At 43.8% G+C, this 12,745-nt stretch carries 11 protein-coding genes; 2 read left to right on the forward strand and 9 right to left on the reverse strand.

The genetic code is table 11. From position 1 onward, the window contains the following. Positions 1 to 24: 24 nt before the first annotated feature. From ACED45_RS16590 to ACED45_RS16610, 5 genes are all read right to left on the reverse strand, one after another. The gene (locus tag ACED45_RS16590) at positions 25 to 1,587 is read right to left on the reverse strand and encodes an AbgT family transporter (protein ID WP_371714503.1); all 1,563 of its coding nucleotides are present in this window, start codon (positions 1,585 to 1,587) and stop codon (positions 25 to 27) included. A gap of 298 nt (positions 1,588 to 1,885) precedes the next feature. Beyond that, positions 1,886 to 2,335 carry a type IV pilus modification PilV family protein gene (locus tag ACED45_RS16595; protein WP_371714504.1) on the reverse strand — a complete coding sequence of 150 codons (450 nt, stop codon included), beginning with the start codon at positions 2,333 to 2,335 and terminating at the stop codon, positions 1,886 to 1,888. Then, positions 2,325 to 3,662 carry a hypothetical protein gene (locus ACED45_RS16600; RefSeq protein ID WP_371714505.1) on the reverse strand — a complete coding sequence of 446 codons (1,338 nt, stop codon included), beginning with the start codon at positions 3,660 to 3,662 and terminating at the stop codon, positions 2,325 to 2,327. The genes ACED45_RS16595 and ACED45_RS16600 overlap by 11 nt, the downstream gene beginning before the upstream one ends. Next, a complete protein-coding gene (locus ACED45_RS16605) occupies positions 3,659 to 4,294 on the reverse strand; it encodes a PilW family protein (protein ID WP_371714506.1) in 636 nt (211 codons plus the stop codon). The genes ACED45_RS16600 and ACED45_RS16605 overlap by 4 nt, the downstream gene beginning before the upstream one ends. Next, positions 4,281 to 4,826, reverse strand: coding sequence for a GspH/FimT family pseudopilin (locus ACED45_RS16610; RefSeq protein ID WP_102445245.1), 546 nt, complete (start codon positions 4,824 to 4,826; stop codon positions 4,281 to 4,283). The genes ACED45_RS16605 and ACED45_RS16610 overlap by 14 nt, the downstream gene beginning before the upstream one ends. A gap of 102 nt (positions 4,827 to 4,928) precedes the next feature. On the opposite strand from ACED45_RS16610, the gene ACED45_RS16615 reads away from it, so the two are divergent. Continuing rightward, on the forward strand, positions 4,929 to 5,360 hold the full coding sequence (locus ACED45_RS16615; RefSeq protein WP_371714507.1) for a type IV pilin protein: 432 nt from the start codon (positions 4,929 to 4,931) through the stop codon (positions 5,358 to 5,360). Between the two features lie 186 nt (positions 5,361 to 5,546). On the opposite strand, the gene dnaJ is transcribed toward ACED45_RS16615, so the two are convergent. The 4 genes from dnaJ to grpE all read right to left on the reverse strand — a co-directional run bounded on the left by dnaJ (position 5,547) and on the right by grpE (position 11,611). Next, entirely contained in the window at positions 5,547 to 6,695 is a 1,149-nt protein-coding gene (dnaJ, locus tag ACED45_RS16620) for a molecular chaperone DnaJ (RefSeq protein WP_048608049.1), read from the reverse strand. A gap of 284 nt (positions 6,696 to 6,979) precedes the next feature. Next, on the reverse strand, positions 6,980 to 8,893 hold the full coding sequence (gene dnaK / locus ACED45_RS16625) for a molecular chaperone DnaK (RefSeq protein ID WP_019823919.1): 1,914 nt from the start codon (positions 8,891 to 8,893) through the stop codon (positions 6,980 to 6,982). Between the two features lie 473 nt (positions 8,894 to 9,366). Next, on the reverse strand, positions 9,367 to 10,641 hold the full coding sequence (locus ACED45_RS16630) for a dicarboxylate/amino acid:cation symporter (protein WP_019823920.1): 1,275 nt from the start codon (positions 10,639 to 10,641) through the stop codon (positions 9,367 to 9,369). A gap of 388 nt (positions 10,642 to 11,029) precedes the next feature. Beyond that, positions 11,030 to 11,611, reverse strand: a complete 582-nt coding sequence (grpE, locus tag ACED45_RS16635) for a nucleotide exchange factor GrpE (RefSeq protein ID WP_017069543.1) — start codon at positions 11,609 to 11,611, stop codon at positions 11,030 to 11,032. 143 nt (positions 11,612 to 11,754) lie between these two features. Between grpE and nadK the strand changes: the two genes are divergently transcribed. Further along, positions 11,755 to 12,639 carry an NAD(+) kinase gene (nadK, locus tag ACED45_RS16640; RefSeq protein WP_017066747.1) on the forward strand — a complete coding sequence of 295 codons (885 nt, stop codon included), beginning with the start codon at positions 11,755 to 11,757 and terminating at the stop codon, positions 12,637 to 12,639. Positions 12,640 to 12,745: the final 106 nt, after the last annotated feature.

Below are 12,745 nucleotides of genomic sequence, written 5' to 3' on the forward strand. Positions count from 1 at the left end.
TGACTTTTGCTTTAAGTACTTAGCTTACATTGTGTAAGTGTAAGGAGCTTGGATACCTAGTGGGATACCAAGAGCCCAGTAAGCTAGCAAGAAGATAGACCAACCGATTAGCATAGCAATCGAGAATGGCATCATTAGAGAAGCTAGAGTACCGATACCTGTCGACTTAACGTAGCGCTGACAGTAAACAACAACCAGTGGGAAGAACACCATTAGTGGAGAGATAATGTTAGACACTGAGTCTCCTACACGGTAAGCCGCTTGAGATAGCTCAGGAGAGATACCCACAACCATTAGCATTGGAACTAGGATTGGACCGATAAGAGCCCACTTAGCTGAAGCCGAACCTACAAGCAGGTTAACTGAAGCCGTTAGTAGAATCATACCAACAACCGTTGCTTCACCAGGAAGGTCCATCGCTTTCAGGCCTTCAGCACCGTAAAGCGCAAGCATAGTACCGATGTTCGATTGACCGAATGCAGATAGGAACTGTGCACAGAAGAACGACATTACAATGTATGCGCCCATCGTAGCCATTGTCTCTGACATTGCTTTGATTACGTCATTGCTGTTCTTGAAAGTACCCGCTACACGGCCGTAGACGATACCTGGAATGATGAACAGGATGAAGATCAGAGGAACGATAGACTTCATAACTGGAGCAGAGAACGCTGTTAGCTCACCTTCAGGTGAACGAAGCGCTGAGTTTTCAGGAACTAGAGCCGCGATAAGCAGACCAATACCCGCAACCATTGCCCAACCAGCGTAACGGAATGCTTTAGATTCGATTGCAGTGAACGTACCAAGATCAGGTGCCGCTTCTGCATCTTCATCAACTGGCGTATTAGCAAGACGAGGCTCGATAATTTTCTCAGTTACGTACCAACCGATAGCAACAATAAGAACTGAAGATAGGCCAGTAAAGAAGATGTTCGCTAGAGGGTTAATCACGTATTCAGGGTCAAGAACGTTTGCCGCTGTTTGAGTGAAACCAGCTAGTAGCGGGTCAATACCTGAAGGGATGAAGTTCGCAGAGAAACCACCTGATACACCAGCAAACGCTGCTGCAATACCCGCTAGAGGGTGACGACCCGCAGCGTGGAAGATGATACCGCCAAGAGGGATGACTAGAACGTAACCTGCATCTGCTGCTGTGTGAGACACGATAGCAACAAGGATTAGCATTGGCGTTAGTAGCTTAGCTGGCGTGAAGTTAAGCATCTTCTTAAGGCCAGTCGTAATGAAGCCTGAAGAGTCAGCAACGCCTACACCTAGCATAGCAACAAGTACGATACCTAGAGGTGCGAAGCCTGTGAACGTGGTAACCATATTCGCTAGGAAGCTAGCAAGTGCTTCACCAGTTAGTAGGTTGTTTACTTCAAGAGCAGCACCCGTTTGAGGGTTGATTAAGTCGAATGAAAGATTCGATAAAAGTGCAGATGCTACCCATACAATAACTAGAGCCCAGAAGAACAGAATTGCAGGATCTGGAATTTTGTTGCCGGCGCGTTCAATGAAGTTTAGAAAGCGGTCCATACCACTGATCTTCTCAGTCGATGGTGCTTTTTTTACGGCTTGGTTACTCATTGTAACTCCATATGTGATGTTGTTTTGTTTAGGCCTAATATAAGTTTTGACCACGGCCTATTGGTACAGCACATATTCTATTAAAGTCGTTGTTAAAAAGCACAAGATTCCACCTAATTTTCCATAAATGGAGACATATTTTGCAAAAATACCATACAACCACAACAATATAAAAACACAAAAAACACCATTCCATATACAGAGTTTTAACTAGCACGCAAACAATGTCCGAGGAGTGAAAATTATCAGTAAAAGAAGTAGCATGAGCCTTGGCATGCAGTAAACGTTTGCTTGAAGGTCAATCAAACTCACTGTATTTGGAGAGCATAGTTTCGAGGTAAATACTTTGCGCATGGTTCATACGATCTCGCCATGCAATTGTGACAGTAATATTTTTTAACGCATCGGACAAAGCACCTCCTGCATTAGTCACTTCACAGGTCATGGCATAGGCAGAACCCGACAAACCGGATAAAGGATCTGAACTGCCTCTATTGAGACAGTGACTCGCCTGATTTAGTTCCGAAAAAGGAATTAAACCTACCGCCCCACTCGCATTAGATACCCGAGTTCGATAATACTCCATCTGACTTTCAGCAAAATGCAGCGCCTCTACGCTGTGGAGCGCAAAATCCGATTTTTGTTCAGCGTAGACCTGCAATTTAACCAGACCTAACGAGGCAACGCCAATCAACAGAAAAGAGATAAGAACCTCTATCAAGCTAAAACCTGAGTTCTTAGAAATCATTCCATGATCCTCGCTTCCACTGATAAGTTGAAGGCAGATCAATCGGATTAGAATCCGCACGAAAATCTAAGTCCATGTCACCAACAATGGTCGTCACACCTGCAGGTGAATCAAAAATAAGGCCACCAGAAGGCAAACCAGATGCAAACTGAATCCCGACACTTTTTTTGACGACACTGGCGTTATCTATGTCTTTGATAAAAGGTGCAAATACATTAGGAGTAACAAGCGCTTCCCAGAAGTCATCTATACGAGTTTTAACATGACTCTTTTGATAATCGACCAAATGATAAATCACACCGTTGTAAGTCATGGCACCATTTAACGCGAGCACACCATCTTGAATCACTAGAAGTTGAGATTGATTGTTGGCGGCGGCAACCGCTGAATTGATATAGCAATTTCCCTCAACCCACAATCCCTTGGTTTGCCCAGGAGTAAAATGGTCCATGATTTCGGTGCCACACTCTGTCGCATTCAGTATCTGTACGTGCTTAAAAAGGTCAGTGTCTTGAGATAAGTCGACAATATTTTGCTCGGTTTTAACAATACCAAAAAAGGTATAAAACGGGTTCATATTAGGATCAGGATTAAAATCTTTTTTGAAGGGAAGCGGATTCGTTCCTTGATAGGAATCAGGCGCATAGATTGAATAACTACTTCCCGAACTGCCTTTAGGGATCTCCGTCTTATAGTCGCTATCACACACGCTATCAAAACCAGAAAACGGACCATCCGCACTTGGGTCAAGCACTTCTAAGCCTAACGTTTGTCCTGAATCACCATGTGTTGAATCGTATTGGTAAGTAAAAAGGTCGGCAAAAGTAACACTAACACACTCATATTCATTACCGCTGATTGGTTCTTCTTTTACTGTCGGCTTCAGGCTTAATGTACCAATGATCTCAATCGGCCCTGTTGATTGAATCGCGCCACTTCCAAGTTGGGAGCTTTCTCTTATTGTCTTAAAAAGAGACTGCGCATTCGAGGATGACGCCACAACGTAAGCGCTAGAAATCGCACTATCAGAGATTTCAATTTGCGGTTGATTTTCGTATGGGGAACACCAATCAGAAAAATCTGTAGGACGGGCACCCGCGTCTTTGATATCAGCAATGGTTTTATCTAATTCAAGTAAGTAGGAGTAGGTACATTCTAAGCCGCCTTCCGAACGCCAATGTTCTTTACGTGCCAGAACTTCATTTTGTGCTCGCTTGATTTGATAGAAGAGAACCTTAAAATTTCCAAACGAAGCGATTAATGTCCCTATAAGAAGAACACTAACCAACAACAGAGTGATAAAGCCTCCTTGCTTACACCGCTTCATTGCCAGTTCCTCTGAACGACGGAAGTTCTCACTTTATGACTAACATCCGCATTTACTAAAGACGCCTCTAACTCAATATCTACTTTTTGAGAAGCCGAAGATCCTGTTGAAAGCTCTGCAACCGCAACAAATAAAGCATCAACTTGAATTTGACGATCAAAGAACACGTTTTCACACTTCATTGAAACTGCGCCACTAGCCGTCCCAAATGGTTTTTCATTAATTGCCAAGAGCTGACCGGACTCTCCTAAGCAATAATTGAGTTTGTTTTCTTTGAATTGATAGACAATGTTTCGATACGCCGACGATCCACCATCCCGCAAATAAGCAAAACCAATATACACCTCATCAATACTTACCTGATTAACATAAATTGTATTTGTAGCTCCCGATAACTTAACCGATATTCCCGAATCTGAGTCATAACCAGCGCGCCAAACTTCCTCTTTCATCATTTGAGTTGCGGAAAATAAGTTTTGTGATAACAAAAGCTCTAAGCTATTTTCTGAAGCGATTCGTTGATTAGTAATGAATACCGAACCTATAGTCCCAATTGCGATGATTCCAATAACTGAAGCCACCATCATTTCGACTAGTGTGCTTCCCTTAACATACGAGTTAACAGATCTCATAACCGTGGTGACCTATACTGTTACGTCCATTGTCATTGGGATCGCTACTACAAACCCTAATCCTCCCCGAAACATTCGATGCTTTTATTGACAACACCTCCGTTAATTTACTTGTAGATGCTATCGAAATATTGCCATTGCTGAAGCGACCTCTTACACCCTCGATCGATATTGAATTTTGATTGAAGAAGTTAAAGGACACTTCTATATCCTGATAGGGAGAGCCATCCAACAGCATAAGAACATTTGTAGGGTCATAAGATGCAGAACTACTTAGTACCAAATCCCAATCACCATCAGAGTTATTAACAGCCCCTGAGTTGCCGGATACTAAAAAGAACAAATAAACGTCTTGATTCCGAGTAATGGCTTCTGACCTCGCAGCAATTAATAAGCCATGAACCTCAGGTGCAAGCCTCTTGATTTTCGTTGAAGCTAGCACCGAACTAAAACTCGGGGCAGCCGTCGCTATCAGTATCGACAGTACCGATACCGTTATTAACAGCTCTAACAAAGTAAACCCGCGAGTCATTTCCCAAATTCCTATGTAACTCAATGCGTAACCGCATTTAATCTTGCAGCGATGCTACCACCGGAGAAGAATGGGCTGAGCTATGAAAGGAAACTACTCGCGATGATTCGAAAAAATATATGCAACAGCAACAACTTAAGCATGAGAGGGATGACATTGATCGAGTTATTGCTCGCTGTCGCTATCGTGGGGATACTCGGTGCAATTGCTTACCCAAGTTATACAAACCATGTCATCAAAGCGCATCGAGTCACAGCAATGGCCGATATGACCAAGATGCAACTGGAGATGGAGACCTTGTACACGGGGAACTATGCATCGGCAGCAGAGAGTATAATTTCAGGAGGGACATGCTTGTTTTGTGATACCGATACTAACCGGTACACGCTAGCGATATCTGCGAGTAGCTCCACCTATTCAATTCAAGCTGAACCACTCTCACCACAAACAAACGATGATTGCTTAGATTCGACGACCGATATTTTGGAGCTACACCATTCTGGCGTTTCAGAGCCAGAAGCGTGTTGGAAGTAACAAGAGCAACCACCAAAGGGCTCTAGAATTTATCTGTGCAACCTCAATTCTTTCCTCTATGAGCTTCTTTTCTCTAACCTACAAACACAAAAAAGCCTGCTACATGAGCAGGCTTTTCTACTGTTATCAAAAACTTAAAGTATCAACAACCTAAAGTATCAATAATCTAATACATCAATGAATTGATTACTTAGTTAGGTCATCGAAGAAGTTTTTAACGCCGCTGAAGAAACCTTCAGATTTTGGCTTGTGCTTGCTTGCCGCTTCGCCACAACATGTTTCTTCGAATTCACGCAGTAGTTCTTTCTGACGAGAGCTTAGCTTAACTGGCGTTTCTACCACTAGCTTAACGATTAGGTCACCCACACCGCCGCCACGAACACCTTTCACGCCTTTGCCACGCATACGGAACATACGGCCCGTTTGTGTTTCTTCTGGCACTTTAAGGTTTACACGACCATCCAGTGTTGGAACTTCAACTTCACCGCCTAGAGCAGCCATAGAGAAGCTTACTGGAACTTCACAGTAAAGGTTGTTGCCGTCACGCTCAAAGATGTTGTGCTCTTTTACGTGTACTTGTACGTACAGGTCGCCAGCTGGAGCACCTTGCTCTCCCGCTTCGCCTTCGCCAGATAGGCGAATACGATCGCCAGTATCAACACCAGCAGGGATCTTAACGTTAAGTGTTTTCGTCTTCTGTTTGCGACCTTGACCATGACATGAGTTACATGGGTCTTTGATGATCTTGCCTTTACCGTTACACGTAGGACAAGTCTGTTGAACCGCAAAGAAACCTTGGCGCATTTGTACTTGGCCGTGGCCATGACAAGTGCCACATGTTTGTGCAGAAGAGCCCGCTTTCGCGCCGCTGCCGTCACAAGTATCACACTCTACAAGTGTTGGTACTTCAATTTCTTTAGAAACACCACGAACCGCTTCTTCTAAAGAAAGTTCCATGTTGTAACGTAGATCTGAACCACGTTGTGCACGCTGTTGACCGCCACCACGACGACCGCCGCCGAAGATGTCACCAAATACGTCACCGAAGATATCGCCGAAGTCACCTTGGCCACCGCCGCCGAAACCGCCGCCGCCGCCCATGCCGCCTTGTTCAAAAGCTGCGTGGCCGTATTGGTCGTAAGCTGCTTTCTTTTGAGAGTCAGTTAGGATCTCGTACGCTACTTTTACTTCTTTAAACTTATCTGCTGCGGTCTCGTCACCCTGGTTACGGTCCGGGTGGAATTTCATCGCTAAGCGTTTGTACGCTTTTTTAATATCGCGCTCTGATGCATCGCGGCTTACGCCTAATACTTCGTAAAAATCACGTTTTGACATGTTCTAGGTCACCAAAATAATTGCTACTACCGAATGATCACTTCAGTAGTCTGTGTATCAATCTAGATAAAAGTTCTGCCGGCTGAAATGCCGAATAAAGCTATTATCTAGATCGACAAGTCTAAATACAAATTTACGGGCGTGAGAGTTACCTCTGACGCCCGTATTAATAAGTCTTCGAGACAAATTTCTAAGCAGATAGCTTGAGTTCTAGGAGGAAGCGCGGAGCCTACGCTAGTAGGTGAGCACTTCCGACAACGAAATCAGGCTACTCTGCGACGAAATTATTTTTTGTCGTCTTTAACTTCTTCAAACTCTGCGTCTACCACATCGTCGTCTTGCTTAGGTTGTTCACCAGCGTCAGCACCAGCTTGTTCAGCTTGAGCTTTCTGTTGAGCAATTTCCATTAGCTTCTGAGCTGCTTGCATAAGTTCTTGAACTTTAGCGTCGATAGCTTCTTTGTCGTTACCAGACTTAACTTCTTCTAGTGCCGTGATAGCCGCTTCGATTTTAGCTTTCTCGTCTGCAGGTAGAGCTTCACCAGCTTCTTCTACTTGCTTCTTAGTGCCGTGAATCATTTGGTCAGCTTGGTTACGTGCAGTTACTAGCTCTTCGAACTTTTTGTCCGCTTCTTTGTTAGCTTCTGCTTCTTGTACCATTGCTTCGATCTCTTCCTCAGACAGGCCGCCTGATGCTTGGATAGTGATCTTCTGCTCTTTACCTGTTGCTTTATCTTTAGCTGATACGTTCAGGATACCATCAGCATCTAGGTCGAATGTTACTTCGATTTGTGGCATGCCACGTGGTGCTGGTTGGATACCTTCTAGGTTGAACTGACCAAGAGACTTGTTGTAAGTCGCTTGCTTACGCTCACCTTGAAGAACGTGGATAGTTACTGCGTTTTGGTTGTCTTCAGCTGTAGAGAACACTTGATCCGCTTTAGTAGGGATAGTTGTGTTTTTCTCGATAAGCTTAGTCATCACGCCACCCATCGTTTCGATACCGAAAGATAGAGGAGTAACGTCTAGTAGTAGAACGTCTTTAACGTCACCAGCTAGTACACCACCTTGAACAGCAGCACCCATTGCAACAGCTTCGTCAGGGTTCACGTCTTTACGTGGCTCTTTACCGAAGAATTCAGTTACTTTAGCTTGAACCATAGGCATACGAGTTTGACCACCAACTAGGATAACGTCAGTGATTTCGCCTACAGATAGGTCAGCATCTGCTAGAGCTACTTTTAGTGGTTCAAGAGAACGTTGAACTAGGTCTTCAACTAGAGACTCAAGCTTCGCACGAGTCACTTTGATGTTCATGTGCTTAGGACCAGTCGCATCAGCAGTAACGTAAGGTAGGTTTACGTCAGTTTGAGTAGTAGAAGAAAGCTCGATTTTCGCTTTTTCTGCTGCTTCTTTAACACGCTGCATTGCTAGTGGATCAGCTTTAAGGTCGATACCTTGCTCTTTCTTGAACTCATCTACTAGGTAGTTGATCATGCGGTTATCGAAATCTTCACCACCAAGGTGAGTGTCACCGTTAGTTGAAAGAACTTCGAAAGTTTTCTCGCCTTCTACTTCATCGATTTCGATGATAGAGATATCGAATGTACCACCACCAAGGTCGTATACAGCGATAGTGCGGTCACCACCTTGCTTGTCTAGGCCATAAGCTAGAGCAGCAGCAGTTGGTTCGTTGATGATACGTTTAACATCTAGACCAGCGATACGGCCAGCATCTTTAGTTGCTTGACGTTGAGCATCGTTGAAGTAAGCAGGAACAGTAACAACTGCGCCAGTTACTTCTTCGCCTAGGAAGTCTTCAGCTGTTTTCTTCATTTTCTTAAGAACTTCAGCAGATACTTGAGGAGCAGCCATTTTTTGGCCTTGCGCTTCAACCCATGCATCACCGTTATCAGCTTTAACAATGTTAAAAGGCATGATTTCGATATCGCGTTGAACTTCTTCATCTTCAAAACGACGACCGATTAGACGCTTAATTGCGTATAGCGTGTTTTGAGGGTTAGTAACTGCTTGACGTTTCGCAGGTTGACCAACTAGCGTCTCGCCGTCAGTGTATGCGATTACCGATGCTGTTGTGCGTTCGCCTTCAGCATTTTCTAGTACGCGTGGTTTGTCGCCGTCTAAAACAGCAACACAAGAGTTAGTAGTACCTAAATCAATACCAATGATTCGACCCATCAGGCTATCTCCGAAATATAATCTATATTAGTTTTTTGCTATACCCACATATGTGGGGGGCGGTAATCAGGGATTCAACCCTAATACACAAAATTTAAGTGCAAATGTAATTTGCTTTCGTATGCACCATAGATAAGGGCTCACGAAGCCTTTTCAAGGGTGAAAATGGATTTTTTTACATTTATTTTAATAAAAGGAATGATTAGGCACGAATACATATCATTACCGCCTATATAAGTCCCATAACTGGGTTTATTCACCCTCGACTATCCTTTCTTGTAGCAAAGTCTTGTTTCTGTAAACGGGCTCTCAAAGAGGCTCCCTCACACAACAATTAAGGCCGCACTATCGTTTGTTGAGTAAAAGTAGATAAAGTGACCTTCTCACCCAATAAAAAACGGAGCCACTTGGGCTCCGTTTATCTACTCAGGGTTTCAGCTCAGATTAAATCTATAGCGGAAAGAGTCTCTGAATTAAGCTTCTGCTTTCTGTAGCTCAGCTTCTTCATTAGCTTCAACGCCAATTTCGTTTTCAGATTTAGCAACGATAGTGTTCACCGCTGTATCACCTACTACGTTTGAAGAAGTACAGAACATGTCACAGATACGGTCAACAGCAGCAACAATCGCTAGACCTTCTGGTGGTAGACCTAGTTGGTGCAATAGAACACCTACCATTACTACACCGCCACCTGGAACACCACCAGCACCGATAGAAAGAAGCAGGATAGTTAGACCTAGAGTGAAGATATCAGCAGTGTTGATTGGCTGACCAAATGCGTTTGCTACGAACATAGTTGCCAGTGCGATGTAGATAGATACACCAGACATGTTCATTGTTGCACCTAGTGGTACACCGAAACCTGCTACTGACTTAGATACGTTTAGTTTGTCAGTAAGAGTACGCATAGTTACTGGGATTGTTGCATTCGAACTTGCTGTAGATAGTGAGAATAGAACTTGCTCACGCGTTGCACGTAGGAACTGCTTTGGAGAAATACCAGTGAATGAACCAACCATCATTGGGTAGAAGAAGAAAATCCAGAACACTAGCATTGCAACCACAAGCGCCACATAGCCAGCAACTGACATTAGCGTGTCTGCATCCAGTGTTGCGCCCAGTTGAATCATCAGAGCAAATACACCGTAAGGCGCCAAGCTCATTACTAGGCCGATAAGCTTCATCATGATTTCGTTAGCCATCTTGAATGTCTTGATAGCTGGGCCACCACGAGAATCAAGCGCTTGAATAGCAAGACCTGTCAAAATTGCCATGAAGATGATTTGTAGCATGTCGCCGCTTGCAAACGCTTCTACAGGGTTGCTAGGAACGATGTTAACAACAAGAGAGAAGATGTCTGGTGTTTCAGTTGTTGTAAGCGCAATTGTCTCAGAAACCGTACCCGCCAGATTCGCACCTGCACCTGGTTGGAAAATAAGACCAATCGTTAGCGCTGCTGAAATCGCAATGATGGTGTTAATAATGTAAAGACCAAAGGTTTTACCACCAAGACGACCAAATGAACGAATATCTTTTAGCTCAACAATACCGCAAACAATAGATACGTATACAAGAGGAACTACAAGCAATTTGATAAGTGATACGAACATACCACCTGCACCTTCGGCAGCGCCAAGTAGATACGTATCAAAAATAGCAATACCGCTGAATAGGTACTGAATAGCAGTACCAATAAGTAGACCGGCGAACAAGCCTACAAAAATTTTACTTGAGAGCGATTTATCCATCGTTCTTCTCCAGTTTGTTGTGTTTAAAATTTGTACTTTTATAGTTATATATGCGACCAAAATCGCTATATGGCAGTGGATTTTACATACAAAGATAACAATTAAAAGTATTTATTTACAAAAACATCACAAATGTGACATCAAAACATTTACTCAATCACAACAAGTTTCATAACACAAAACTCTAAATCGCTGATCTGAATGAAATAAAAAGAACGACATTCTTAATGCGGTTTTGATGCTTATTTACGTGGACTCTCAAGTTATAGGCACAAAAAAAGAGAGGCCTATGCCTCTCTTTTTATTTTACGCAAACCAGTGATTTATTTTGTCGCCTCGGCTGACTCAGTTAATGCGCCAGTCAATCACTTGGCAACGTAATTCGTCATTACTTAGCAACCATAACCATCGCTGGGCGAACCACACGACCGTTTAGTTCGTAGCCTTTTTGCATCACAAACATAACTGTGTTTGATTCGTGATCTGGGCTTTCTTGAATAGACATTGCTTGGTGGAATTCAGGGTTGAACGCTTCACCTTCAGGGTTGATCTCTTTAAGACCAAACTTAGCAACTGTGTCTACAAACGTTTTGTGCGTTAGCTCAACACCTTCATACAGTGGCTTAACCACTTCGTTTTCAGCGTCTGCCGCTTGCATTGCACGCTCTAGGTTGTCGATGACAGGAAGCAGACCTTCAGCAAATTTGTTCAAAGCGAATTTACGCGCTTTATCAATTTCTTGTTCGCTACGGCGACGCATGTTTTCAACTTCAGCTTTCGCGCGAAGAACAGAATCTTGCTGCTCTTTCACTTTAGATTCACTAGAAAGCAGTGCAGCTTCCAGTTGAGCGATTTTTGCTTCCTGCTCATCAGCAGCGTCTTCATTCAGTTCAGCTTCTTCAACTTTCTCAGCTTCAGCGATGATCTGATCTAGCTCTGCTTCGGTTACTTTGTTTTCTTCGTTGCTCATGATATCTCCAGAATTCGTTTTCAATGCAAGTGACAGGCGTGTTTGCGCCCCAAATTGATATAAAACACTCGCATAGACGTTCAACTTGCCTTTATTATGGGGATGAAGAATTTTGATTCAAGCCTAATTCGTTTGGAAACGTTATGAAAAAGCCATTTGAAGTCATCGCCATTATCGGTAAACCTCGAGATCAGCAAGCAATTCAGACTCATAGAGAGCTCTATCAGTGGTTAAGTGCTGAGGGTTATCAAGTGTTTGTTGATGACAGACTCGCCACTATTTTAGACGACATCCCAAAAGAACATTTTTCTAGCCTGATTGAATTAGGTAAACGCGCCGATCTCGCCATTGTGGTCGGCGGTGATGGAAATATGCTCGGTGCCGCTAGAATCTTGTCACGTTTCGACATTTCAGTGATTGGTGTTAACCGAGGCAACCTTGGTTTCCTAACCGATCTCAACCCCGAAAACTTCCAGAGTGCGCTTACTGATGTACTCAAAGGCGAGTTCATGGAAGAAGAGCGCTTCTTACTTGAAACGGAAATTCATCGTCACGGCCAGATAAAAAGCCACAATGCGGCACTTAATGAGGCTGTACTTCACCCAGGTCAAGTTGCACACATGATCGAGTTTGAAGTCTATATCGACGACAGCTTCGCTTTCTCGCAGCGTTCTGATGGCTTGATCGTTTCTACGCCAACAGGTTCTACCGCTTACTCGCTTTCTGGCGGCGGCCCTATCCTGTCATCAAGCCTAAATGCGATCTCACTAGTACCAATGTTCCCACACACCCTTTCAAGTCGCCCACTTGTGGTGGATGGCAAGCGTCGTATCAAGCTGATCGTATCGCCTGATAACCGCGGAACTCAGGAAGTCAGCTGTGATGGTCAAATCTCGCTGCCTGTTTCCCCTGGCGATGAGATCCACATTTACCAAAGCCCAAATGTACTCAAACTGATCCATCCTAAGGACTACAATTACTACCACGTTCTACGTAACAAACTAGGCTGGTCGAGTAAGCTGTTCTAACTAAACAGCTCTAGCAATAACCGAAAATTTCAAAGGCTGACGACATTCGTCTAATGCCGTTCGGATAAGCATTATTGCTTGAACCTGAACGGATATTTGGCTGGGA

Source organism: Vibrio crassostreae, assembly GCF_041439375.1.
Taxonomy (GTDB): Bacteria; Pseudomonadota; Gammaproteobacteria; order Enterobacterales; family Vibrionaceae; genus Vibrio; species Vibrio crassostreae_D.

What these genes read in the sequence shown, in the direction of transcription:
- dnaJ (WP_048608049.1), bottom strand. Translation starts at nt 6,695, where the DNA reads ATGTCAAAACGTGATTTTTACGAAGTATTAGGCGTAAGCCGCGATGCA.
- ACED45_RS16615 (WP_371714507.1), top strand. Translation starts at nt 4,929, where the DNA reads ATGATTCGAAAAAATATATGCAACAGCAACAACTTAAGCATGAGAGGG.
- ACED45_RS16610 (WP_102445245.1), bottom strand. Translation starts at nt 4,826, where the DNA reads ATGACTCGCGGGTTTACTTTGTTAGAGCTGTTAATAACGGTATCGGTA.
- grpE (WP_017069543.1), bottom strand. Translation starts at nt 11,611, where the DNA reads ATGAGCAACGAAGAAAACAAAGTAACCGAAGCAGAGCTAGATCAGATC.
- dnaK (WP_019823919.1), bottom strand. Translation starts at nt 8,893, where the DNA reads ATGGGTCGAATCATTGGTATTGATTTAGGTACTACTAACTCTTGTGTT.
- ACED45_RS16595 (WP_371714504.1), bottom strand. Translation starts at nt 2,335, where the DNA reads ATGATTTCTAAGAACTCAGGTTTTAGCTTGATAGAGGTTCTTATCTCT.
- nadK (WP_017066747.1), top strand. Translation starts at nt 11,755, where the DNA reads ATGAAAAAGCCATTTGAAGTCATCGCCATTATCGGTAAACCTCGAGAT.
- ACED45_RS16600 (WP_371714505.1), bottom strand. Translation starts at nt 3,662, where the DNA reads ATGAAGCGGTGTAAGCAAGGAGGCTTTATCACTCTGTTGTTGGTTAGT.
- ACED45_RS16630 (WP_019823920.1), bottom strand. Translation starts at nt 10,641, where the DNA reads ATGGATAAATCGCTCTCAAGTAAAATTTTTGTAGGCTTGTTCGCCGGT.
- ACED45_RS16590 (WP_371714503.1), bottom strand. Translation starts at nt 1,587, where the DNA reads ATGAGTAACCAAGCCGTAAAAAAAGCACCATCGACTGAGAAGATCAGT.
- ACED45_RS16605 (WP_371714506.1), bottom strand. Translation starts at nt 4,294, where the DNA reads ATGAGATCTGTTAACTCGTATGTTAAGGGAAGCACACTAGTCGAAATG.